Genomic DNA, 25,265 nt, shown 5'->3' on the forward strand with positions numbered 1-25,265 from the left:
AGCGCTAACACTTAAGCTGACGCGCTAAACGCTAGGAGTAGGCACAGGTTTCGCGTAATTAAAAGCATCCGAGTAGAAGGCACCTTCAGGCAAGCCGGCTTGTGCGAAACTAGCATGCGCTACTTCAACCATGGCCGGTGCGCCGCAGCAATAAACCTCAACCCCGCTTAAATCACTAAAGTCATCCAACACTGCCTGATGCACCAGCCCTGTTCGGCCTTGCCAATTATCTTCTGCCAGCGCATCAGATAACACCGGGATAAACTCAATATTGGCGTAAGCCTCAGCCCATGCCTGTGGGAGCGCTGGCATATACAGATCTTCCAACGCGCGCGCGCCCCAATATAAAGTCACTTTGCGCTTAATATCATTGTGTATCATGTGCTCGATAATTGCCTTGATTGGCGCAAAGCCAGTACCGCCAGCTACCATCACCATTGGTTTTTCCGAGTCACTTCTGTAGTAAAAACTGCCAAACGGCGCTTCTATGCGTAAAATCGCTTTATCAGGCATCTCATTGAACACATACTCAGTAAACTGCCCGCCTGGAATCAAACGCAAATGTATCTCTAATAAGTTATCTGCATGCGGTGCATTCGCCAATGAAAAAGCACGGCGCTTACCGTCTTTAAGCAAAAATTCAACATACTGCCCCGCCATAAACTGCAGGCGTTCGCTGCTTGGCAGCTTTAAAAATAAAGCCATAACATCATGTGACAGTTGCTCTTTGCGCTCTACTCGCGTGGGCAGAATACGCGGCGGAATCACTCCTGAATTAATCTCTCTGCACTCTATCGTCAAATCCGTAAGTGGACGGGCGCAACAGAACAATGCCTTGCCTGCGGCTCTATCCGCATCCGTCAACGCACTGCTAGCGTAATCGCCATGATCCACCTCACCGCTTAACACCGTGCCTTTACAACTGCCACAAGCGCCATTGCGGCATCCATAAGGAATATTAAAACCAGCTTCTATCGCTGACTCAAGAACCGTCTCATAAGCTTTTGCCTGATAGCTATGCCCGCTTGGTTGAATAGTAATTTGATATGTCATGTCGTATGTTTCTGTTGATGTATTTTTTAAGTATGTCTAATTAATCTTCGCGGCGGAACTCGCCCTCGATCACGTCATCATTTGCGGCCTGGCCAGCTTGGTACGGTGACTGCGCATTAGGTGCTTGGCGAGTTTTAATCGGCACTAGCAATAAAATCACTGCAATCATATCAGTAATCACGCCTGGCAATATCAACAACACGCCAGCAATAATATTGCGCGCACTGCCAAAAATTGCTTTTACCGGGTGATTGCCGGCACTTAAGGTTTGTAGCACGCGCCCAGTAAACAATGCTTTTTCATCTTGAATTAAGCGCAAACCTAATAAGGCAATCCCTACCAGATAAACCAGCAACCACCATCCATATTGCTGCCCCAGCTCAATCAACAGCCATATCTCAGCGACTGGAAAAGCGAGTAAAATCAAACCTATCAATAAACGCATATCTTGCTATCCTAAATAATTTCGAACCCAGAATAATGTCAAACCCAGAAAGTATTTTACTAGTGCTCACCAATGTGCCGGATACAGACACTGCCAATCTCATCGCGGAAACACTCGTCACGCAAAAACTAGCAGCATGTGTCAATATATTAAGCGCATGCCAATCTACGTATATGTGGGAAGGCAAGCTTACACGCGCAAATGAAATACCCTTGCTTATTAAAACTACCCAATTACAGTATCATGCACTGCAGGACGCTATTATAAAAGCACACCCTTATGAACTTCCTGAAATAATCTCTATCAACGTAGATGGCGGCTTACCTGAATATTTACAATGGGTAAGCACGCAATTATCTGCGTAAGGAATAAAATGTTTAAAAGATTCTCGTATTTTTTGTTGCTTAGCCTTTTTATATTTTCAGCGTCTATTAGCCACGCAGGCAACACCAGCAGTGGCCTGAAAAGCTTATTTACGGGAGAATCCGCAGAAGATGAATTTTTATCTCCGGATACCGCTTTCGGCGTGATCATTAAACAAGACGGGCAAAATATCCTCGCAAATTTTACGGTTGCACCCAACTATTACCTTTATAAAACGCGCACTAAATTTGAGTTCACGCCCGCGCAAACGTTCGACACGACATTACCTAAAGCTGACATTAAGAATGACCCCAATTTTGGAAAAATGGAGGTCTATCATCAGGACTTTAGCGCGAACTTGCTGATAAAAGACAAGATTACCGCGCCTATTAATCTCAAAATCACCTACCAAGGCTGTAGTGAAAAAGGCCTATGCTACGCTCCGCAACACAAAAGCTTCACCATCACACCTGGCACTGGCACAACATCTAGCGCAGCCGCGGCATCAGACAATATAGCCACATCCAGCAGCGACAATGCCTCAGACAGCGACAGCCAAGCAGCCAATCTGCTTAAAAGTGGAAAGTGGTGGCTGATTATTCTCGGCTTTTTTACCGCAGGGCTGTTGCTCGCGTTCACCCCCTGTGTATTTCCGATGATCCCTATCCTATCTTCTATCATCATCGGCAAAAATGCACATGTTACACGCCTGCATGCGTTTAATTTATCGCTGGCTTACACCTTAGGCATGTGTCTCACCTACACGCTTGCCGGTATTGCCGCAGGCCTCTCTGGGCAGATGCTCAGCAGCGCACTGCAAACACCCTGGGCATTAGGTTTTGGCGCATTCATATTTGTAGTGTTGGCCCTTTCCATGTTTGGCTTTTACGAACTCAAGCTCCCCAGCAACATGGAGAACGGCCTCATGAACTTGAGCCGCCGCATCAAGGGTGGGCGTTTTTTCAGTGACTTCCTCATGGGTGTACTCTCAGCGCTGATTATCAGCCCGTGCGTAGCGGCACCACTAGCTGGCGCATTGCTTTATATTAGTAAAACCAATGATGTACTCTTGGGTGGCGTAGCACTGTTCTCACTCTCGGTTGGCATGGGAACACCGTTGTTACTGATAGGCGCCTCAGCCGGGACCCTGTTACCCAAAGTTGGCAGCTGGATGAACGCTGTGCGTAATTTATTTGGCGTACTGATGCTGGGCGTTGCAATCTGGCTCATCGCCCCAGTTATTCCCATGCAAGTGCAACTGGCATTATGGGCGGCAATATTAATTGTGCCTGCCATTTTCATGCATGCGCTAGACAGCCTGCCTACCGGTGCCAAAGCTGCGCTTAAATTCTGGAAAGGTATCGGGGTGATGATGGTAGTCACCGGTTTAGCACTGTTAATCGGCGCCCTCTCCAATGCAAAATCACCGTTACAGCCACTCAGTGGGCTGGTTGCCACTAGCGCTAAGGAGCAAGCACATAACAATCTTAGCTTTCAGCCGATTAAAAGCATAGCCGAACTGGAAAATGCCCTTAACAATGCGTCCGGCAAACCTGTAATGCTCGATTTTTATGCCGACTGGTGCGTGGCATGTAAAGAGCTAGAACAGTTTACTTTTAGTGATGCGCGCGTGCAATCTGCCTTAAAGGACACCTTATTATTACAGGCGGATGTCACCAACAATACCGAAGACGATAAAGCCTTAATGCAAAAATTCAATATCTTTGGCCCACCCGGTATAGTGTTCTTTAATGCTAAAGCGGAAGAAGAAAGCCATTTAAAAGTGGTTGGTTATAAAAATGCGGATACGTTTCTGCAAATTCTGAATCAGCGCGGCAGCTGCCTGCCAGAAACTATCGAATGCTAAAAAGCATACTGAAAGCATTTTTCTTTACCGCCCTAACCTTCTGCTTGGCATTAAGCATCGCAATCGCTGTGCGCTACTTTGCAGACCCCAGCGACAAACCTGACAGCGCAACCTTATATGCTGCCAACTTGCCGGATACATCCGGAAAATTGCAGAGCCTTGGGCAATATCAGCACAAAATCATCATCGTTAACTTTTGGGCGACATGGTGCCCACCATGTCGTGATGAAATGCCTGAGCTGATTGCGCTGCAGCAATCCTACCAGGATAAAAATGTCGTTGTACTGGGCGTCGCACTGGATGACCCTGCTCTGGTTGCAGACTACTTAAAGGCTACTCCTGTGAACTACCCTATTTTCGCTTCCGAGACAGCAGGCAGCTTGCTCGGTGAGCAATTGGGCAATGACAAGGGCGTTCTGCCTTACACAGTGATTATCGATGGCGATGGTAAAATTATCAGCACCCACTTTGGACGCATTACGAAAGCGATTATCGAAGCCAACATCAAGCCTTTAGTCTCGGCGCCAGTCCATTAGCGACAAGTACAATCTATGCATTTTCGCAGAAGTTAAGCTACTCACTTAGCATAGAGAACATACGAAATCAACTTGGGCAAATTCGCTTAAATTCTCTAAAGTTGCTGGACAAAACCCTTTAACTTCGGCAAACTCGCGTTTATGAATTATAGTAATTTATGCATAAATAGTTTAAAACGGGTGGATTGCCATGGTAGCTAAGCGTATTTTGGTATTACATGGCCCTAACCTGAACCTATTGGGTCTGCGTGAACCACAACATTACGGGAATGCTACACTTGATAGCATTAACCAGACCCTAACAAACAAAGCAAAGTTAGCCAATATCACATTAGAGAGCTTCCAAAGCAATGCCGAAGCAGATCTTGTCGATAAAATTCAGTCTATTGCAACTAAAAGCGTAGATTTTGTCATCATCAACCCCGCAGCATTCACGCATACATCAGTTGCAATGCGTGATGCACTGAGTGCGGTTAAGGTTCCATTTATAGAAGTACACTTGTCAAATGTGTTTGCACGAGAAACATTTCGTCACCATTCATATTTTACAGACATCGCTGTAGGCATTATTAGCGGGCTAGGTGCAAAAGGTTATGAACTTGCACTGGATTTCGCTATTGAAAAAATCAATCATTCTTAAAATAATAATTTATATCGAATTAGTTAGGGGTCATCATGGATTTACGTAAACTTAAAAAGCTTATTGATTTGGTAGAAGAATCAGGCATTTCTGAACTAGAACTGACAGAAGACGGCGAAAAAGTACGCATTAGCCGCAACTTCACCGCCAGCATGCCAGCACAAAATTACGGTCACTACATTCCTCAGCAACAGGCACCTGCACCTCAAGCTGCACCTGCGGTGGCCGTTGAAGCTGCACCAGCTGTAGAAGAAGGCCATGCGGTTAAATCACCGATGGTCGGCACTTTCTACCGTTCACCATCTCCAGATGCTAAAGCGTTTGTTGAGGTAGGCGATACCGTGGCAGTAGGCGACACACTATGTATCATCGAAGCGATGAAGCTATTAAACGAGATTGAAGCAGATAAAGCTGGCGTCATCAAAAAAATCTTGGTTGATAACGGCCAAGCCATTGAATACGGCGAGCCACTGTTTATCATCGGCTAATGCTGTTAGCTTATTCAATTACTGCTTAATTTATTAGGTCTTACATCAACACTAAGACCTAAATACTAGGATTTCACTTTCATGGCAATGTTTGACAAAATTTTAATCGCCAATCGCGGCGAAATCGCGTTGCGCGTACAGCGCGCATGTCGCGAACTCGGCATCAGAACGGTAGCCGTACACTCCGAAGCTGACCGTGAAGCTAAATACGTAAAATTAGCAGATGAGTCAGTTTGTATCGGCCCTGCCCCATCTGGCCAAAGTTATTTAAATGTCCCTGCGGTGATTAGCGCTGCTGAGGTGACTGATGCGCAAGCCATCCACCCTGGTTATGGTTTCTTATCAGAAAACGCGGACTTTGCAGAACGCGTAGAACAAAGCGGCTTTGTGTTTATTGGCCCGCGCGCTGAGACCATCCGTTTAATGGGTGACAAAGTATCGGCTAAAGATGCAATGCGTAAAGCTGGCGTACCTTGCGTACCTGGCTCAGAAGGCGCACTGCCGGATGACCCGAGCGAAATCATTAAAATCGCTAAGCAAATTGGCTACCCAGTCATTATTAAAGCTGCTGGCGGTGGTGGTGGTCGTGGTATGCGTGTAGTACATACCGAAGCTGCGTTACTGACTTCAGTCAACATGACCAAAGCTGAGGCTCAAGCTGCATTTAGCAACCCAATGGTTTACATGGAAAAATACCTTGAGAAACCACGCCATATTGAAATTCAGGTATTAGCTGACCAGCATGGCAATGCAGTGTTCTTGGGCGAGCGCGATTGCTCTATGCAACGTCGCCACCAAAAAATTCTGGAAGAAGCGCCAGCGCCATTACTCAATGCGCGCTTACGCGACAAAATTGGCGAACGCTGTGCCGAAGCCTGCCGTAAGATTAAATATCGCGGCGCGGGTACTTTCGAGTTCTTGTACGAAAACGGCGAGTTCTATTTCATTGAAATGAACACACGTTTGCAGGTAGAACATACGGTGACTGAAATGATTACCGGTATCGATTTAGTACAACAACAGATTTTTGTAGCGGCTGGCGAAAAGCTTAAATTCCGTCAAAAAGACATTCAATTGCGCGGGCATGCGATTGAATGCCGCCTAAACGCAGAAGATCCTTACAATTTCGTGCCTTCACCAGGCAAAATCACTAAGTTCCATATGCCGGGCGGCCCTGGTGTGCGTATTGATACACATGCATATTCAGGCTATACGGTGCCTCCGCATTATGACTCGATGATTGGTAAGTTAATCACTTACGGCGATACCCGCGAACAAGCAATTGCTCGTATGCGCATTGCACTATCTGAAATGATGATTGAAGGCATTAGCACCAACATAGCATTACATGCCGATTTAATGGCTGATGCAGCGTTTCATTTAGGTGGCACAAGTATCCACTACCTAGAGCAAAAGCTTGGCATTTATAACAAGTAATTGTTATTTCTGAAGCAACACTGAGAATACGCGTTACCGTGCATGCGGTATACGCGTATTCTCATACATGTAGTTTAAATCGGTTAAGTATTAGATAGGTTAAGTATGGCGTGGGTATCATTAAAAATTGAAGCACAAGACAATAATGCTGACTTAATTAGCGATACGCTCATGGAGCTAGGCGCCCTATCTGCGATTATTGAAGATGCCAATGCTGAAACCATTGATGAACAACCGATTTTTGGTGAGCCAGGCGACCCACCTCCGGGTATCTGGCAACAGAACCTAGTGAGTGCGTTGTTTGACGAAGGCGTTGATGTGGCCGCGGTGATACAAGCGTTACAACAGACGGCAAAGCTAGGCGCGCTTAATTACACCACCGAAACCATACAGGAACAGGATTGGGTACGTGCCACACAGTCGCAATTTGACCCAATTAAAATCACCGACACACTGTGGATTGTGCCAACCTGGCATGAATCACCTAATCCAGATGCGATTAACATCGTATTAGACCCTGGCCTAGCCTTTGGTACCGGTAGCCACCCGACCACCCACCTGTGCCTGGCCTGGTTAACAAAAACAGTGAGCGCCGGCAGTTCCGTGCTGGATTATGGCTGCGGCTCAGGCATTTTAGCGATTGCTGCAAAGAAACTAGGGGCAGATGAGGTAGTAGGTACCGACATCGATACTCAAGCCATACAATCTAGCTTATATAACGCTGAGCAGAATCAGGTTGAAGCCGAGTTCTACGATGCGAATCAATATCAATCTAAAGAGTTTGATATTGTGGTTGCCAACATCTTATCCAGCGCCTTAAGTGTTCTGGCGCCTGCGTTGGCAAAATCATGCAAGGCCGGCGGCAAGATTGCGCTTTCTGGGATTTTACGTGAACAAGAAGCCGCTGTTTCTGCCATTTATGCTGAATGGTTTGATATGAGCGCCCCACAGCACATGGATGCTTGGGTGCTGCTCACAGGCACGAAAAAATGCGCGACATAACCCATTGCCCAAACTGCCAAACTCAATTCTTTGTTAGTGAAGACCAGCTCAAGCAGCATGGAGGCTTAGTGCGCTGCGGGCAGTGCCTGCACGTATTTAATGCCAAAGAGCAATTTGTCCCCACCAGCACACCTACACCAGAAAACACGGCATCCGTAGCACCTAACGCTACGGAAGCGGCCACAGATACATCAGCCAATCGCAACGCACCGTCGACCTGGCCAGCAATTGATCTGAGTTTTGAAGAAGCCACTCCAGCTACGAATAGCCTAGAAGCTAACCCAGAACCTGCCGCACCGACAGTTGCTCAATCGAGCGTAACGTCAGCAGACACAGCATCTGCTAGCGAGCAACCCACGGCAACCATTACACATACTGGCGCACTTGCTGAACTACCGCATGACCCAAGCAGCATAGCGGAACATCCGCCTAACGACACGGCGATACTAAACCTTTCCCACCATCACCCTAACGATTTTAACGAGCTAGCCAAGCACGCAAAGCGAGATGGCAAGAAAACTACTAGTCGCCGCTGGCTGTGGGCGTTAGGTACATTTGTATTCTTACTAAGCGCGGTGGCGCAAAGTGCCTATTTCTTACGCAATACCATCGCTATCTATTACCCCAATCTCAAACCGCAGCTAGTGCAAGCATGCCAACACCTAAAATGCAGCATAGAATTACCCAAGCAAATTGAGTGGATTGTGATTGATGATTCTGACATGCAGGAAGATCTGGAACACACAGGGGTGATGCACTTGAGTAGCAGCCTCTTAAACAAAGCAAGCTTTGTGCAGGCGTACCCCAACCTGGAGTTAACTCTAACCAACACTGACGACAGCGCAGTGTTAAGACGTGTATTTAAGCCAGCTGAATATTTACCGCCACATACGGACATTGCTGCCGGCTTTAGTGCCGGCAATGAAATCAAAGTGAAGCTTGCCATCACCACGCAAGATGTTAACGTTGCAGGCTACCGTATTTACGTAACTTACTAACACTCTCCCACAAAACTTAAAACAATTGCTGCTTGACTTGCATCAATAAATACCTAGACCTTAAGTATACGATGGTAAAACCATATGACTACATTGGATATTTAAATGGAACAGCCTTCATCAAATATTGTTTCCAAACACTCCCTTTCTCTACTTTGGTTAATATGCTCGGTCATCGCCATATTGTTTACATCTGGTTTGTTAGTCTGGGTACAGCGTCTACTTGAAAGAAAAGTAGCAATACCTGAGTTTATAGGTATTGTTTTATCCAGCTTTATCTTCAATGGGTTGGCTATTTATCTATTTGCAAGAAATAGCAAACAGATACTCTCTAGCAAAATATCAGCGCTGAATATTGACATCAGTGCTTTAAAACAAAGTGAATCAAGACTACAAAGAGTTGAATATTACCAGCGCGCCTTTATTGATAGCCTACCTTTTATGGTCTGGCTCAAAGATGAAGAAAGTCGATTTATATCGGTTAATAAAGTCCACGCCAATAACTATGGGGAGGACAGCCCTGAAAAGATGATTGGCAAAACAGATTTTGATTATTCACCGAAAGAGCTTGCTGAATATTATCGCCAAGAAGATTTAAGTGTTCTCGAATCGAGGCAACCAAAACTGGTCGATGAAACATTTATTGACCCAGAAGGCAAGACGCATTGGATAGAAACCTTCAAAGCACCAGTCACAGATAATGATGGAAATTTATTAGGTACTGTCGGGTTTGCACGTGATATTTCTGAGCAAAAAAGAATTGAAAATGAACTTAAAGTTTCGGCTATAGCCATGGAATCGCAAGAGGGTATTATTATCACGGATGCCAATTCCAGAATTCTAAAAATTAACGATGCGTTTACTAAAATAACAGGCTTTACTAGTGAAGAGGCAGTAGGCAACAGGATGACGCTATTAAAATCTGGTGTTCATGATGCAAACTTTTATAAAGAAATGTGGGAGTCAATTTCTACTCAAGGCTCATGGCAAGGTGAGATTTGGAACAAACGCAAATGTGGTGAAATTTATCCAGAATGGCTAACTATTTCTGCCGTAAAAAATTCAGAGGGTATAGTGACCAACTACGTTGGGACGATGATTGACATTACTGCTAGAAAATCAATTGAAGAGCGCGTTCATCATATGGCGCATTATGACCCTCTCACAGATCTGCCTAACCGCAGCCTACTAACTGACCGCTTGCATCAAGCCTTAGCGCAAGTACGTAGAGAAAACACTATGCTAGCGGTTATGTTTTTGGATTTGGATAAATTTAAAATAGTCAATGACACGCTAGGCCACGATATTGGGGATGCCTTACTCAAAGCAGTAGCCATTCGCTTAACTAATTGCTTTAAAAGGCAAACAGATACCGTATCACGTCTTGGTGGCGATGAGTTTGTGGTTTTACTTGCCAAGATAGAAACAGAGCAAGATGTGGCAATGGTGGCTCAAGAAGTAATACAGTCGCTGACAGAAACTTTTTACATTGAAGAGCATGTGATTAATATTTCTTGCAGTATTGGTATTAGCTTGCATCCTAAAAATGGTAGTGATGTAGCATCATTGTTGCGTAGTGCTGACAATGCAATGTATGAATCAAAACATGCGGGAAGAGGTTGCTTCAGATTCTATAATGATATTGCTAATCAATCATCTCAAGACAATCTGAGCTAATCGCCTTAATTGCATCAGCTACACATTTTACCGCCAGGTCTCTCGCATAGCTTTTACGCCAGGCTAACGCTACTCTGCGCACAGGCACGGGGTCTGAAAATGGAATCACTCTCACCAATGGATTTAAATATCGGTCGGTTGCTGCACTGCATGGCAATACTGTAATGCCCAGATTAGAAGCAACCATATTGCGTATGGTTTCTAAAGAGTTACCCTGCAATACTTGCCCTTTGCGCGACAAATCGGGGCAAGCCTGCAACACTTGGTGGCTGTAACAGTGCCCGCTGTTTAATAGCAGGACATTCTCATCGGCCAGTTCATCAGCACTCACGGAGGCGCGGCCTGCCCAAGCGTGATTAACCGGCACCATCACTAGGTATTGCTCATCATATAGCGGCAATGTATTAATTCCGGCCACCTCAAACGGCAACGCAACAACCGCTGCGTCAATCACGCCATTCTTGAGTTGAGACTCCAATTGAACAGTTAGATTCTCTTCAATATCCAAAGGCATATCAGGTGCATTCTGTCGCAAAATGGGGATAAGCTCAGGCAACAGGTACGGACCCACCGAGTAGATTAAACCAAGCCTGAATACGCCACCCAACTGATTATTACCCTGCAGGGCAATCTCACGAATATAGTTCACTTCCTCGATGGCTTTAATTGCCTGCTCAATAATCTTTTCACCAATAGGTGTTGGGTTAATGTCAGTACGGCTACGTTCAAAGATCTGTACGCCTAAATCTTCTTCCAGCTTCTTAATCGCCAAACTGAGGGCAGGCTGGCTGACGTAACACTTCTCGGCAGCACGCCTAAAGTTGCGCTCTTTTGCCACAGCCACCACAAAACGTAATTCACTTAGTGTCATTGATAGCACTCTGCTTATGTATTATCGATAAGCATAGCATATCAATAAAATTAAAACATTCAATTATACAAATCAACATTAGGTCTATACACTGGTCTCACTTGCTACTCAACATTGCTTTTCTAAACCATCGAGATGGCAACATAAATGGAGAGAATAATGAAAAACTATTTACACGAGTTACAAGAAATTTTTATTGAGATGTTTGCACAATACGCATTAAGCCAATAGCAAACAATACGTGCGACCACCTGCCGACTTTTATACTCTATGTATTAAGTTTGGAATATTCGAGCTTGATGTTCAGCATAGATATTGAAACAGGTCGATCACACTCTATACAACAACAGGAGAACACAATGACAGCCGAATCTAAATGCCCATTCTCTGGAGGGGCCTCTAAACCAACAGCATCTGCGGGCGTTGCCAATGCAACCTGGTGGCCAGAACAATTAAACCTCAACATACTGCACCAACACTCTTCTAAATCAGACCCTATGGGTCAAGATTACGATTATGCGGCAGCGTTCAATAGCTTGGACCTAGATGCAGTCATCAAGGACTTGCATGCATTAATGACTGACTCGCAAGAGTGGTGGCCGGCAGATTATGGTCATTATGGCCCATTTTTTGTGCGCATGGCGTGGCACGGTGCTGGTACTTACCGTATTTACGATGGCCGTGGCGGCGCTGGTTCAGGCTCACAACGTTTTGCACCGCTCAATAGCTGGCCCGATAATGGCAACCTAGATAAAGCACGTCGTTTGCTTTGGCCTATCAAACAGAAGTATGGGCATAAGCTGTCTTGGGCAGATTTAATGATACTGGCTGGTAATGTTGCACTAGATTCCATGGGACTTAAGACCTTTGGCTTTGCCGGTGGGCGTAAAGATATCTGGGAGCCAGAGCAGGACATCTATTGGGGCCCAGAGACTACATGGCTAGGGGACAAGCGCTATCAGGGTGATCGTCAATTGGATAACCCGCTAGGCGCGGTGCAAATGGGTTTGATTTATGTAAATCCAGAAGGCCCGAATGGCAACCCAGACCCACTTGCCTCTGCTAGAGATATTCGCGAGACATTTGCACGTATGGCAATGAACGACGAAGAAACGGTAGCATTGGTCGCTGGCGGCCACACTTTTGGTAAATGCCATGGTGCAGGCGACGCTAGCCATGTTGGCGCAGAGCCAGAAGCAGCAGAGATTGAGGCACAAGGCTTTGGCTGGCAGAACAGCTTTGGCAGCGGCAAGGGGGTGCACACCATCACCAGCGGTATCGAAGGTGCATGGACCAACAATCCAACGCAATGGGATAACAACTATTTTGAGAACTTGTTCGGCTACGAGTGGCAGCTTACCAAGAGCCCTGCCGGTGCGCACCAATGGACACCTAAAGAAGCGTCTGCATTAAACACCGTACCAGATGCGCATGATGCATCTAAACGCCATGCGCCTATCATGACCACTGCAGACATGGCCATGAGAATAGACCCAGCATATGAGAAGATATCCAGACACTTTTTTGCCAACCCAGAAGCATTTGCAGATGCCTTTGCCAGAGCTTGGTTCAAACTGACACACCGTGATATGGGCCCAGTGTCACGTTATCTTGGTCCTTTAGTACCTAAAGAAACGCTGATTTGGCAGGACCCGGTTCCGGCAGTGAATCACGCATTGGTAGATGCACAGGATATTGCCCTGTTGAAAACAAAAGTATTGGCGTCAGGATTATCTATCTCGCAACTGGTCAGCACAGCTTGGGCATCGGCATCGACATTCCGCGGCTCAGATAAACGTGGCGGCGCCAACGGCGCACGTATCCGTCTCGCCCCACAAAAATACTGGGAAGCTAATCAGCCCGCAGAGTTATCAGCCGTACTACAAAAGCTAGAGGCAATACAACAGGAGTTCAACGCCACACAGGGTAGCAGCAAGCAGATTTCGATTGCAGATCTTATTGTGCTGGCTGGCAACGCAGCGATTGAAGTTGCCGCCAAAAATGCAGGACATACGCTACAAGTACCTTTCACACCGGGACGTACAGATGCAAGCCAAGCGCAAACAGATATTGAATCATTTGCCGTGCTGGAGCCGATTGCCGATGGCTTCCGCAACTACACAAAAAGCAATGTGGAGGGCAATCCGGCCGAATTGCTGTTAGATAAAGCGCAGTTGCTCACGTTAACTGCACCGGAAATGACAGTGCTCATCGGCGGCTTGCGTGTGTTAAATACTAATCATGGAAAATCTAAACATGGCATGTTCACGCAACGCTCAGAAGCATTAACCAATGACTTCTTTGTGAACCTACTGGATATGAGCACAAAATGGCAAAAGTCTACTGGTGCCAAACACGTGCTTGAAGGCTATGACCGTGCCACCAATACGCTTAAATGGACAGGCACTGTGGTAGATTTAGTATTTGGCTCTAACTCACAGCTACGCGCAATTGCTGAAGTTTATGCAGCCAGCGATGCTCAAAACGCATTTTTACGCGACTTTGTGCGGGCATGGACTAAAGTAATGAATCTAGATCGTTTTGATTTAGCTTAATTGCACTAGCCAAGCATAGGCGTCACACAATAAAAAGCCCCAACCTGAATCAAGGTTGGGGCTTTTTTAATGGCTCAAGATTTATCACCCAATTTAAGCTGCGCGCTTACTTGCTTAAAACAAGCATCTGTCACGCAGAGCGTATTGATACGCGTGTTACTACATGCCCATGTAAGTTGGGCCACTGCCGCCCTCTGGTGGCACCCAAACAATATTTTGCGTTGGGTCTTTAATATCGCATGTTTTGCAATGTATGCAATTTTGCGCATTAATGTGTAAATAATTAGCGTCTTTCGTCCTCACTATTTCATACACACCTGCTGGGCAATAGCGCTGCTCAGGCGCGTCATAGTTGGCTAAGTTAACGCTGATAGGTACGTTTTTGTCTAACAGCGTCAAATGGCAAGGCTGATTTGCATCATGTGCAAGATTGCTCAAGCTGATTGAGTTGAGGCGATCAAAGCTATACACACCATCGGGTTTTGCATAATGGATAACTGGCATTTCAGCAGCCGGCCTAGTGCACTCATGGTCAGCCTTCTGGTGCCTCAGCGTCCATGGTAAGCGGATATTCAGCGCGTGCAGCCACATCTCAATACCGCCCAACAAAGTACCGCCCCAACTGCCAAATCTCGATAACAGCGGTTTGACATTACGCACCGCATCCAAATCACGCCACACCCATGAATCTTTAAGCGCTTGCGGATATGTTTCCAGCAACCGGCTATCTTGTTTCCCCGCCTGCGTTAAGGCGTTAAATACGGCTTCTGCTGCCAACATACCTGATTTCATTGCATTATGGCTACCTTTGATGCGCGGCACATTGACCATGCCGGCACTGCAACCAATCAGCGCACCACCGGGAAAAATCAACTCAGGCCAAGCTTGTACGCCACCTTCACTAATCGCACGTGCGCCATAACTTAAACGCTCGCCATCTTTCAGCAAGGCTTTAATCGCAGGGTGTGTTTTAAAGCGCTGGAACTCATCAAATGGAGAAAGATGTGGATTAGCGTAGTCCAGATGCACCACAAAGCCGATTGACACTAACTGTTCGCCATAATGGTAAATAAAAGAACCACCTCCGGTATCAGCACTTAGCGGCCAACCGATGCTATGTTGCACCAAGCCTGCACGATGCTGCGCCGCAGGCACGCGCCATACCTCTTTGAAACCTAAACCATATTTCTGCGGTGAAGACTGTTGACGTAGCCCGTACTTACTTTCCAGCTCACGCGTGAGTGAGCCACGCGTGCCCTCTGCCACCAAGGTATATTGCGCCCTAATCTCAATGCCCTGCGTGAACTGCGCTGTTTCTGCACCATGTGAATCACGGCCCATGTCGCCGGTAATCACGCCCACCACTTGCTGCTGCTCGTCGTAGAGCATAGCCTGCGCCGCAAAACCTGCGTAGATTTCTACACCTACGGCATCTGCCTGCTCACCCAGCCAGCGGCTAACATCACCCAGACTTACAATATAATTGCCTTGGTTACTCATCAGAGGTGGCATCAACCAATGTGGAATCGACCACGATTTAGTTTGCCCCAACAGCAAAAACTCATCTTCATTGACGCTGGTATGTACTGGCGCACCTTTTTCACGCCAATCCGGAATCAGCTCATTCAAAGCGATAGGGTCTATCACCGCGCCAGATAGAATATGCGCGCCAACTTCGGCCGCTTTTTCGAGCACACATACACTGAGCTCCTGCCCAGCTGCATTTGCCAGCTGCTTAAGCCGAATCGCTGCCGCCAAGCCAGCTGGCCCAGCCCCTACAATCAAAACATCATAATTCATTACATCGCGTTGCACATCTGTCATTTAAAGACCGTCCTTTAAGCTATTTCTGGCAAATTAACTTGATCGCTGCGTTCCGCGCCAATCACCATTTTTTTGCATATCATGATAAATTCACGCATACCTGTTGTCTGATACTTTTGCTTGTGCCAGAGAAAGTAAAAATATCTTCCCAAGCTGAGTTCTGGTGTTGCTAACGGCACCAAGCTACCTCGACGAAAAGCGTCTTTCAACGCCAAGCGCGAGATACAGCCGATGCCCAAGCCAGATTCTACTGCCCGCTTAATTGCCTCGGTGTGCTCCAGTTCCAGACGGATATGCAGCCTCGCGTTGTTATTATGAAAAGCACGATCAAAAGTTGCCCGGGTACCAGACCCCTGCTCTCTTAAAATCCATTGCTCCTGCAATAATTGTTCTATCGAAATTGCTTTTAACTTGGCCAACGGATGATTAGGCGCAGCAAAAACGACCAGTTCATCTGCCACCCAGCGCTGCACCTCTATATCCGGATGGTTACAGTCCCCTTCAATCAAGCCCAGATCCAGCTCATGATTAGCGACTTGCTGCACAATGGTGCTGGTGTTGTGTACTTGTAATTGAATACGGCTTTCAGGATGGTCCTGCAAAAACTTTGCGACCAGCATTGTGGCAAGATAATTGCCAACCGTTAAGGTTGCGCCAATTTTCATATAGCCAAAACCCACATGACCGCGCAACATATTTTCTATTTCACTTGCCCGGTCTAATAGCTCTACAGCCTTGGGAAGTAGCTGTAGCCCGGTTTCATTGATGCGTAGCGTTTTACCTACACGATCAAAAAGCTGCAGGTCGAATTGTCGCTCCAGCTCGCTCAGTGCTGTGCTGGTTGCCGATTGTGATAACGCTAAAGCATCGGCTGCGCGCGAGACACTCTCGGTACGACTGATGACAACAAAAATCTCTAGTTGCCTTAGGGTATATTTCATACACTCCTATATCTATTTCACAGATATATAATATCTTTACAATCTAATTTATATATATTATACGCTGATGTAAAATACGCAGCAATTACTGAGGAAATTGCAATGAAAATATTGGTCGCAATAAAACGTGTCGTCGATTACAACATCAAAGTGCATATCAAGCCTGATGGCTCAAATGTAGAGACTGACGGCGTAAAGATGAGTGTAAACCCATTTGATGAAAATGCAATCGAAGAAGCCTTAAAACTAAAAGAAAAAGGCATTGCATCTGAAGTGGTTGTGGTGTCTTTGGGTAGTGCAGCAAATCAAGATGTATTAAGGCACGGTCTGGCCATGGGCGCCGACCGCGCTGTGCTGATTGAAAGTGATGAAGAACTACAACCATTGGCCGTTGCCAAACTACTGAAGGCTTTGGTAGACCGTGAGCAACCGGGGTTGATTATGTTAGGCAAACAAGCGGTAGATGATGACGCAGGGCAAACTGGTCAAATGTTAGCTGCGTTACTCAATTACCCACAAGCCACTTACGTATCAGCAATCACCATTAACGGTAACGAAGTGGTAGCCACACGTGAAGTAGATGGCGGCACAGAAACCATAGGTTTGAACCTGCCTGCAGTGATTACCGCAGACCTGCGTTTAAACCACCCACGTTTTGTAAAACTACCAAACCTAATGATGGCGAGAAAAAAACCGATTGAGACAATCAAGGCTGCTGAATTTGGTGTGGATACCAAACCACGTTTGCAGTTGTTAAAAGTAGCAGAGCCGCCAGCAAGAAAGGCTGGCATTAAAGTGGGCAGCGTACAAGAATTGCTGACGAAATTGCGCGAGCATGAAGGAATACAACTATGAAAACCCTAATTCTAGCCGAACATAACGGCACCACACTGCATGCATCCGCTTATCAGGCGGTAACGGCTGCGCAGTCCTGGAATACCCCGATTGATATTTTAGTGACTGGCAGCAACGTCAGTGCTATTGCACAGCAAGCCGCGTTAATTGATGGCGTAGCGCGCGTTATTCAAATCGATGCCGAACATTTAGCGCACCAACTCGCTGAAGATGTGTCACAGATTATCGCCAATATTGCTAATGAATACAGCGTGGTGTTAGCTGCGCATTCATCGTTTAGCCGTAACATATTGGCACGTGCCGCTGCGTTGCTTGATGTTGCCATGATTTCTGACGTACTGGAAATTCAAGACAGCAACACCTACGTGCGTGCGGTGTACGCTGGCAACATATACACCACGGTACAAAGCACAGACCGCATTCAACTGCTGACTGTACATAGTAGCAACTTTGGCGCAGCCAGTGCGCATACGCAAAGTGCTGAAATCAACACAGTAGTAGCCCCGGCAGTGCAGCATCAAACCCGCTGGTTATCTGAAACACGCACATCATCAGACCGTCCTGCACTAAGCACAGCAAAAATCGTTATTTCTGGCGGTCGCTCATTAGGCAGCGCAGAAACATTTGAACAAGTACTAGCACCGCTAGCCGCTAGACTTGGTGCTGCGCTCGGCGCCACTAGAGCTGCGGTAGATGCAGGCTACGCACCTAACGATATCCAGGTAGGCCAAACCGGTGTAACCGTCGCGCCTGATTTATATATCGCGGTTGGCGTGTCAGGTGCCGTGCAACACACCTACGGGATGAAAGACAGCAAAGTCGTGGTTGCCATCAACCAAGACCCTGATGCGCCTATCTTCCAAGTGGCAGACTACGGGCTAGTTGCCGACTTATTTGAAGTGATTCCAGAACTGACTGCAGCCATTTAAAAAAATTTAAACTAAAAGAAACCAACTATGAGTAAATATTCTACCGAACGCATCTTAAGCGTACACCACTGGAACGACACCCTGTTCAGCTTTAAAACCACACGCGACCCTGGCTTACGCTTTGAAAATGGCCAGTTTGTCATGATCGGCCTTGAGGTTGATGGCCGCCCACTTACGCGCGCTTACAGTATCGCTAGCCCAAACTATGAAGAACACTTGGAGTTCTTTAGCATTAAAGTACCAAATGGGCCGCTCACATCAAGATTACAGCACTTGAAAGTAGGTGACGACCTGCTAGTAAGTAAAAAACCGACTGGCACATTGGTCACTCACGATTTGAAACCAGGTAGAAATCTGTACTTTCTATCTACAGGTACAGGTCTAGCGCCTTTTATGAGCCTGATTCAAGACATTGAAGTATATGACCGCTTTGAAAAAGTAGTGTTAATCCACGGTGTACGTCATGTGAACGAATTGGCTTATGCTGACTTTATTGAAAAAGAACTACCAAACAATGAGTTCTTTGGTGAAGAAGTACGTAAAAAACTGATTTACTACCCAACGGTGACCAGAGACCCGTTCCGCAATCAAGGCCGCTTAACCGACCTCATTAACTCAGGTAAACTATTTGAAGATATCGGCCTGCCACCGCTAGATCCAGCGAATGACAAAGCCATGATTTGCGGTAGCCCGCAAATGCTTAAAGATACCGAAGAGCTATTGGACTCAAGAGGATTTATCGTTTCACCACGCGTAGGCCAGCCAGGTGACTACGTAATTGAGCGCGCATTCGTAGAGAAATAAGGCTTGATAAAATAAAGCAGCAAACCTCAAGCACGTGATTGCATCATGTGCTTGAGAAACACCCAAACCGCAGGCAAGCTAGGAATAACAATCAGCGCCAGCGCCACCACAGAGAAGTTAGCCTGTACCCACGGGTGATTCCCCACCAAAAAGCCGATACCGGTTAAGCCACAAACCCAAATCAAACCGCCTATCACGTTATAAAAAGCAAACTTTGGATAGGTCATCTGAGCCACGCCGGCAACAAATGGGGTAAAGGTGCGGATAAATGGTAAAAACCTGCCTACCACGATAGTGATAGCACCATGCTCCTCATAAAATGCATGCGTCTTGTTAAACGCATCTTTATTAAACCAGCGCGAGTTCTGCCAAGCAAACACCCTATGTCCAACCCATTTTCCTACTGAATAATTAACCGCATCACCGCTAATAGCTGCCAGTGAAAGCAATGCCATCAATAACGGCAGACTCATGCCGCCAACCGCAGCAATAGCACCCGCCACAAACAGCAGTGAGTCTCCCGGCAAGAAAGGCATGGCTACCAAACCGGTTTCTATAAATATGATCAGAAACAAAAGTACGTAAATCCACACACCCCAAGTGCTGGCTACAACCGCCAAATGTTTATCCAAATGCAAAAATAAATCCAACATATTCTGTATATCCATATTTAAAGCACCCCTCACTCTGCTGCTCAGCAAAGTCATGGCGTATATTTAACTATCCACCAACAAGCGCTGATGGGTGAAAATCTAGCAAATTATTATGTGCATGGCTAAGCATAGAACCTAACATGCTTATTCATCGCCATTACAAGACCTGAAGCCGTCACATTATAGCGTTAGGACAATAAAAAACCCGCCGTTAAGCGGGTTTTTTATTGTTTAGAACTGATTACACTTCTAACTGTGGGCGACCAGCTTCAGGCCAATCCAAGTGGAAGAACTGACCACGTGGTTGATCTTTACGCTCATAAGTGTGCGCACCAAAGTAGTCACGTTGACCTTGTAGCAAGTTTGCTGGCAAGTCAGCACTGCGGTAGCCATCGTAATAAGCCATTGCAGAAGCAAAACCTTGTGCTGGGATACCGTTAGTCACTGCCAAAGCAATCACTTTACGCCAGCCGGCTTGACCTTCGTTCATCGCTTGCGTGAAGTATGGGTCTAGCATCAAGTTTTTCAAACGTGAGTTCAATGCGTAAGCATCAGTGATTTTTTGCAAGAAACGTGCGCGGATAATACAACCACCACGCCAGATTTGAGCAATTTCACCGAAGTTCAATTTCCAGTTGTAAGCCACTTGTGCTTTGTCGATCAATTGGAAACCTTGTGCGTATGCACAAATCTTAGAGCAATATAAAGCGTTCTTAATCGCTTCAATAATTGCTTTCTTATCAGACTCAACTTTAATCACTGGGCCTTTAAGGATTTTGCTTGCTTCAACACGCTCTTCTTTTAAGCTTGACAATGCACGTGCGTATACCGCAGCTGCAATCGCGTTAGCTGGCGCGCCTAATTCAAGCGCATTCGCTGCTGTCCATTGACCTGTACCTTTTTGACCAGCTGTATCCAAGATTTGGTCAACCAAGAAACCTTTACCCATTGGATCTTTTTGTTGCAGGATATCCGCAGTAATTTCAATCAAGAAGCTTGATAATTCGCCTTTGTTCCACTCAGCAAATACTTTACCGATTTCATCCGCTTGCATGCCTAGCAGATTTTTCATCAACCAGTAAGCTTCACAAATCAATTGCATATCGATGTATTCGATACCGTTGTGCACCATTTTTACGTAGTGCCCAGCACCGTCTGGACCGATGTATTCAGCACATGAGAAGCCGCCTTCTACTGGCTTACCTGGTTTGCCGCCTTCTAAAGGCTCGCCAGTCACAGGATCAACCTTAGCTGCGATATCACGCCAGATTGGCTCTAAACTCGCCCAAGCTTTACGTGTACCAGATGGCATCAATGATGGGCCGAAACGCGCACCTGTTTCACCGCCTGAAACGCCAGAACCGATGAAATCAATCCCTTTAGCCGCTAATTCTTTTTCGCGACGGATAGTGTCTGTCCACAACGCGTTACCGCCATCAATAATGATGTCGCCTTGCTCTAGGAATGGTAATAACGCATTGATAGTTACATCAGTTGCGCTACCCGCTTTAACTAACAAGATGATTTTACGTGGGCGTTTGATACTTAAAACAAATGAAGCTAAGTCAGCATGACCAACAACGTTGGCATGTGAAGGTTCATTTTTTTTGCAATCTTCAATGAAATTCACCATTTTTTTTGGGTCACGGTTGTAAACCGCAATGGTGTAGCCATGATCGGCAATATTGAGAGCCAGGTTCTGGCCCATAACAGCTAGGCCAACTAGGCCAATATCAGCATTCTTCGTAGTCATTTATCTTCTCTTTTGGAGTTGTTTAATGGAAAGGTTTTTTTGGTAGGCAAGATTATAGAACTTTTTTATGAATTAATTGCTGAAAATTGACGTAGATCAGAGAATTATTTTCAATTTATGACAAGATTCGACATAAAGTGCTGAAACTGCGGATAAAGTTGGGGTTTGCACCCTCTAAACTACAGTCATCTCTAAACGTGCGAAGACTACTGCCATCGAGATAAAAGGCTGGAGATTTGAAATTTGAACTGACAGACGCTACGTCGTTTTTATACGGTACACGTAGACAATGCGTACCTTTAATAATCACTACTTCTGCCAGTTGAGTAGCCCACTGGCACATCATTTTGCCAGGCGCCGCAATCAGCACAGCAATGGTCGTGCATGGTCGGACTTAACACCAGCCGCATGCTTTTGCACACTTTACAGTGAGGGACGTTTTCTTCAGCAACTTTATGATGCAGGCGATGATGCTCAGTCGCCACCTTGCTACTGCCTAATCCGTATTTATTATCCATGGCAAACTCCATGTGAGATATTAAGTTGACGGTAATAAAGTTACGCTTCTTTCATGAAGCCAGCAAGTCATTTAACACAATTAGGATTACTGGACATCTCTCTTAAAGGTGAAGCTAGCGTAAAAGTTAATCGTACTTAATCCAAGCACGCTATGCCAAGGCCGATTAAACCAGCCCCTGAGTCCAGTCCGGGGCTTGCTGATAAGACTCCACCCAGTGCTGCACTTCATCTGCGCCCATAGGACGAGCGACCCCATAACCCTGCACCACAGAGCATCCCATACGCAGTAACCAAAGCCCCTGCTCGGAGTTTTCTACACCTTCCGCTACCACTTTGCGCTTAAAGTCACGGCTCAGGCTGATAACGCCAGCCACCACCGCTAAATCATCCACGTCTTGCAGCATATCACGCACAAATGACTGGTCGATTTTAATGGTTTCTACCGGCAAGCGGCGCAAATAGGTGAGTGAAGAATAGCCTACACCAAAGTCATCCAGCGCAAAGCTGATGCCTAACTGCTTGCAACTGTTAATCGTGTTGGCCACGCCCGACACGTCTTCAATCGCAGCGGTTTCTGTAATTTCCAGCTCAATTTTATGCGGGGCAATCTCAGGGAAATCAGACAGCAGCAAAATCAGACGCTCGGTAAAGTTGGATTGCACAATATGTTTTGCTGAAATATTCACACTGACCTGGAAGTCCAAACCAGCGGCTTGCCAAATTCGGATTTGTCCTAAGGCCTCGCGAATCACCCACTCACCCAATGGAATAGAGAAATCCGTATCCTCTACAAGTGGCAGGAAGGTGGCCGGTGAGCGCAGACCCAACTCAGGGTGCTCCCAACGAATCAGTGCTTCCATGCCGACAACTTTGCCTTGACGCAAATCTACCTTAGGCTGGTAGTACAAGCGGAACTCTTGGTTAGGCAACGCGGCCTCTACACGCTCACGATCCTGACGCAGGCCTCTGAATTGGCGGTCATGATGTGAGTCAAACTGTTGCACACGGCTACCGCCGTTAAGTTTTGCCTGGTACATTGCATGGTCGGCATGCCTTAGCAAGGTATCAGGCTCGCAGCCATCATCAGGGAAAATTGTGTAGCCAATACTGGAAGAAACCGTCACGGATTTGTCGCCGATGCTATAAGGCGTTTTAATCACACTCAATAAGCGCTCTAGGGTCTGTACGCACTCATCTACATTTTGCAAGCCACATAACAGCACTGCAAATTCATCGCCACCTAAACGCGCTACCGTATCACTATCACGCAAGCAGGCACTCATGCGCACAGCAAGCTGCACCAGCAGATAATCTCCAGCCTCATGCCCTAACGTATCGTTGACCGGTTTAAATCCATCCAGATCTAGGCAGCACACTGCTAACAGCTCACCGGAGCGCTCCGCTCTTGCCAGCGCTTGCTGCAAACGATCAGAGAGTAAAGCGCGATTGGGTAATTGCGTCAGCGGATCATGGTAAGCCATACGCTCCAGATTTTGCTGCTGCTCTTTGGCTTGGGTAATATCTGAAAACAGGCCAACAAAGTTCCTAATCTGATTAGCTTCGTCACGTACGCAAAAGATATCGAGCCAAGCGGCATAAACGTCACCGTCCTTGCGACGACTCCAGGTCTCGCCGCGCCACTCACTGTTACTTTCAGCCTGCAACCACAGCATATCCAGCAGACTGTCATCGTAAGTGACGAAACCCAGCGCCTGCGGTACGCGACCTAGCGCATCATCGCGTGAGTAGCCGGTAATTTGGGTAAACGCATAGTTGACTTCAACAATATTGGCATGGGCATCTGTAATAAAAATGCCGTCATGCGCATGATCAAATACGCTTGCAGATAAACGCATGCGCTCAGCATTTTGGCGCAAGGTATCAATAGACTCACGCAACTTCTGCCGCATTTCCAGAACGCTCGCCATCAAGGTGTCTGGCTTGGCGTGCAAGCCATCCTGTGCCAAATCGCCAGCAGCAATGCGTTTCACCACATCGATCGCCAGCGCCGGGTCACCGCCGATTGGGTTCAGAATCAGGCGCCTTAATTGCCACAGAATAATCACGATCAATAAAGTGCCAAGCAAAATGCCCGCAAAGACTACGAACCATGCATTCGCCAAACTGACGGCACGTGCTTCGCTGAGCGGGTATGCCACGATGACATTAAAGCCCCATTTGGGCACAGTCTCAGTGACGAACTCCCAGTTATCAGGCCTGGACTGTAGCAAGCTCACTGCTTTGGCGGCAGTGATATGAGATGAAAGGAAGCGAATGTTATTGGTTTCATCCAATATCACCGCAAAGCCAGTGGTGAGCTGACGCATGTTTTGTACGGTATCGCGCAGCACTTTAATATCGACTTTATAGCCGATATAGTAAGCACCAATCACATTGCCGTTAGCATCAACAAGGGGGTCATAACGAGTGATATAAGGCTGGCCCAAAATATCCACCACGCCGCTATACTCTTTGCCGGCCAGTAAGGCGCGAATCACTTTGCCTTTTGGATTAAGGAGTGTACCTACGGCTCGACTGCCATTCTCGTGCTTAACATTGGTAGCAATGCGCACAAAACTGTCGCCAGAGCGCACAAACATGGTGGCAGTGCCACCAAACAGATCGCTCACGCCATCCACCAGGTCAAATTGCCCAGTGATTTCAGTACTGCCCATTTTGAGGTTAGGTAAGGTTTGAGCCTGCAGTTGCACCAGACCATCAATACTGACCTCACCAAGTTGCTGACTGCGTTGCTTCAATAAGCGCATGGCAGCATTGGCTTGCTCACTGACCAACTCCTCGGTGACATCCAAAAGGCGAACTAAGGTATGTGCTTGCTCAGTTGCACCTGCATGAATATGCCCTAGCTGTTGCGAGGCTTGCTGCCCTGTCAATACAAAAGGCGCGACCGTCAGCAGCACTAACACGGGCAGCAGGAAACGCCAAATTGTGGAAATCTTTTTTTGCATAAAGGACTAGAAGCCTAGGTTGAAATTATCCTATCATAATTTTATAGGGTTGCAGGTCGCGAACAGACTGAATCACCAATAAAATT

Annotated in this window: 22 protein-coding genes; 13 read left to right on the forward strand and 9 right to left on the reverse strand. The window is 46.6% G+C overall.

The window, feature by feature from the left end:
• Positions 1-24: 24 nt before the first annotated feature.
• Together C3Y98_RS03675 and C3Y98_RS03680 are read right to left on the reverse strand one after the other, a co-directional pair.
• Positions 25-1,053 (reverse strand): CDP-6-deoxy-delta-3,4-glucoseen reductase, encoded by a 1,029-nt coding sequence (locus C3Y98_RS03675; RefSeq protein WP_135276765.1) that lies wholly within the window; start codon positions 1,051-1,053, stop codon positions 25-27.
• A gap of 40 nt (positions 1,054-1,093) precedes the next feature.
• Entirely contained in the window at positions 1,094-1,498 is a 405-nt protein-coding gene (locus C3Y98_RS03680) for an FxsA family protein (RefSeq protein WP_135276766.1), read from the reverse strand.
• Positions 1,499-1,533: 35 nt separating this feature from the next.
• On the opposite strand from C3Y98_RS03680, the gene cutA reads away from it, so the two are divergent.
• From cutA to C3Y98_RS03725, 9 genes are all read left to right on the forward strand, one after another.
• Complete coding sequence (gene cutA, locus C3Y98_RS03685) at positions 1,534-1,863, forward strand: divalent-cation tolerance protein CutA (RefSeq protein WP_135276767.1); 330 nt, start codon at positions 1,534-1,536, stop codon at positions 1,861-1,863.
• 8 nt (positions 1,864-1,871) lie between these two features.
• Entirely contained in the window at positions 1,872-3,728 is a 1,857-nt protein-coding gene (dsbD, locus tag C3Y98_RS03690) for a protein-disulfide reductase DsbD (protein WP_135276768.1), read from the forward strand.
• Positions 3,722-4,264 carry a TlpA family protein disulfide reductase gene (locus C3Y98_RS03695; RefSeq protein ID WP_135276769.1) on the forward strand — a complete coding sequence of 181 codons (543 nt, stop codon included), beginning with the start codon at positions 3,722-3,724 and terminating at the stop codon, positions 4,262-4,264. Before dsbD ends, C3Y98_RS03695 begins: the two co-directional genes overlap by 7 nt.
• 190 nt (positions 4,265-4,454) lie before the next feature.
• On the forward strand, positions 4,455-4,904 hold the full coding sequence (aroQ, locus tag C3Y98_RS03700) for a type II 3-dehydroquinate dehydratase (RefSeq protein ID WP_135276770.1): 450 nt from the start codon (positions 4,455-4,457) through the stop codon (positions 4,902-4,904).
• Positions 4,905-4,939: 35 nt separating this feature from the next.
• The gene (accB, locus tag C3Y98_RS03705) at positions 4,940-5,392 is read left to right on the forward strand and encodes an acetyl-CoA carboxylase biotin carboxyl carrier protein (RefSeq protein ID WP_135276771.1); all 453 of its coding nucleotides are present in this window, start codon (positions 4,940-4,942) and stop codon (positions 5,390-5,392) included.
• An 87-nt stretch (positions 5,393-5,479) separates the two neighbouring features.
• Positions 5,480-6,829, forward strand: a complete 1,350-nt coding sequence (gene accC / locus C3Y98_RS03710; RefSeq protein ID WP_135276901.1) for an acetyl-CoA carboxylase biotin carboxylase subunit — start codon at positions 5,480-5,482, stop codon at positions 6,827-6,829.
• A 105-nt stretch (positions 6,830-6,934) separates the two neighbouring features.
• Positions 6,935-7,831, forward strand: a complete 897-nt coding sequence (gene prmA, locus C3Y98_RS03715; RefSeq protein ID WP_135276772.1) for a 50S ribosomal protein L11 methyltransferase — start codon at positions 6,935-6,937, stop codon at positions 7,829-7,831.
• Positions 7,819-8,829 (forward strand): DUF3426 domain-containing protein, encoded by a 1,011-nt coding sequence (locus C3Y98_RS03720; protein WP_135276773.1) that lies wholly within the window; start codon positions 7,819-7,821, stop codon positions 8,827-8,829. The genes prmA and C3Y98_RS03720 overlap by 13 nt, the downstream gene beginning before the upstream one ends.
• Before the next feature lie 105 nt (positions 8,830-8,934).
• Entirely contained in the window at positions 8,935-10,506 is a 1,572-nt protein-coding gene (locus C3Y98_RS03725; protein ID WP_135276774.1) for a sensor domain-containing protein, read from the forward strand.
• Here the strand turns inward: C3Y98_RS03725 and C3Y98_RS03730 are convergent.
• The gene (locus C3Y98_RS03730) at positions 10,475-11,377 is read right to left on the reverse strand and encodes a hydrogen peroxide-inducible genes activator (RefSeq protein WP_135276775.1); all 903 of its coding nucleotides are present in this window, start codon (positions 11,375-11,377) and stop codon (positions 10,475-10,477) included. The two genes, C3Y98_RS03725 and C3Y98_RS03730, sit on opposite strands and share 32 nt — an antisense overlap.
• Positions 11,378-11,736: 359 nt before the next feature.
• Between C3Y98_RS03730 and katG the strand changes: the two genes are divergently transcribed.
• Entirely contained in the window at positions 11,737-13,932 is a 2,196-nt protein-coding gene (gene katG, locus C3Y98_RS03735) for a catalase/peroxidase HPI (RefSeq protein ID WP_135276776.1), read from the forward strand.
• Positions 13,933-14,091: 159 nt separating this feature from the next.
• Here the strand turns inward: katG and C3Y98_RS03740 are convergent, their stop codons facing one another.
• A complete protein-coding gene (locus C3Y98_RS03740) occupies positions 14,092-15,756 on the reverse strand; it encodes an electron transfer flavoprotein-ubiquinone oxidoreductase (protein WP_245234309.1) in 1,665 nt (554 codons plus the stop codon).
• Positions 15,757-15,770: 14 nt separating this feature from the next.
• The gene (locus C3Y98_RS03745; protein WP_135276777.1) at positions 15,771-16,697 is read right to left on the reverse strand and encodes a LysR family transcriptional regulator; all 927 of its coding nucleotides are present in this window, start codon (positions 16,695-16,697) and stop codon (positions 15,771-15,773) included.
• Between the two features lie 102 nt (positions 16,698-16,799).
• Between C3Y98_RS03745 and C3Y98_RS03750 the strand changes: the two genes are divergently transcribed.
• Genes C3Y98_RS03750 through C3Y98_RS03760 form a run of 3 tightly spaced genes read left to right on the forward strand, consistent with a single transcriptional unit; the run spans position 16,800 to position 19,285 of the window.
• Positions 16,800-17,552 carry an electron transfer flavoprotein subunit beta/FixA family protein gene (locus C3Y98_RS03750; RefSeq protein WP_135276778.1) on the forward strand — a complete coding sequence of 251 codons (753 nt, stop codon included), beginning with the start codon at positions 16,800-16,802 and terminating at the stop codon, positions 17,550-17,552.
• The gene (locus C3Y98_RS03755) at positions 17,549-18,481 is read left to right on the forward strand and encodes an electron transfer flavoprotein subunit alpha/FixB family protein (protein ID WP_135276779.1); all 933 of its coding nucleotides are present in this window, start codon (positions 17,549-17,551) and stop codon (positions 18,479-18,481) included. The genes C3Y98_RS03750 and C3Y98_RS03755 overlap by 4 nt, the downstream gene beginning before the upstream one ends.
• Before the next feature lie 27 nt (positions 18,482-18,508).
• A complete protein-coding gene (locus C3Y98_RS03760; protein ID WP_135276780.1) occupies positions 18,509-19,285 on the forward strand; it encodes a ferredoxin--NADP reductase in 777 nt (258 codons plus the stop codon).
• A 26-nt stretch (positions 19,286-19,311) separates the two neighbouring features.
• Here C3Y98_RS03760 and C3Y98_RS03765 read toward each other — a convergent pair whose 3' ends face one another.
• The 4 genes from C3Y98_RS03765 to C3Y98_RS03780 all read right to left on the reverse strand — a co-directional run bounded on the left by C3Y98_RS03765 (position 19,312) and on the right by C3Y98_RS03780 (position 25,179).
• Positions 19,312-19,953 carry a VTT domain-containing protein gene (locus C3Y98_RS03765; RefSeq protein ID WP_135276781.1) on the reverse strand — a complete coding sequence of 214 codons (642 nt, stop codon included), beginning with the start codon at positions 19,951-19,953 and terminating at the stop codon, positions 19,312-19,314.
• A gap of 226 nt (positions 19,954-20,179) precedes the next feature.
• Complete coding sequence (gene gndA / locus C3Y98_RS03770) at positions 20,180-21,691, reverse strand: NADP-dependent phosphogluconate dehydrogenase (protein ID WP_135276782.1); 1,512 nt, start codon at positions 21,689-21,691, stop codon at positions 20,180-20,182.
• 299 nt (positions 21,692-21,990) lie between these two features.
• Positions 21,991-22,209, reverse strand: a complete 219-nt coding sequence (locus tag C3Y98_RS03775; protein ID WP_135276783.1) for a hypothetical protein — start codon at positions 22,207-22,209, stop codon at positions 21,991-21,993.
• 165 nt (positions 22,210-22,374) lie between these two features.
• Positions 22,375-25,179, reverse strand: coding sequence for a bifunctional diguanylate cyclase/phosphodiesterase (locus C3Y98_RS03780; RefSeq protein WP_135276784.1), 2,805 nt, complete (start codon positions 25,177-25,179; stop codon positions 22,375-22,377).
• Between the last annotated feature and the right edge of the window lie 86 nt (positions 25,180-25,265).

This window comes from Methylotenera oryzisoli (assembly GCF_004661485.1).
Taxonomy (GTDB): Bacteria; Pseudomonadota; Gammaproteobacteria; order Burkholderiales; family Methylophilaceae; genus Methylotenera; species Methylotenera oryzisoli.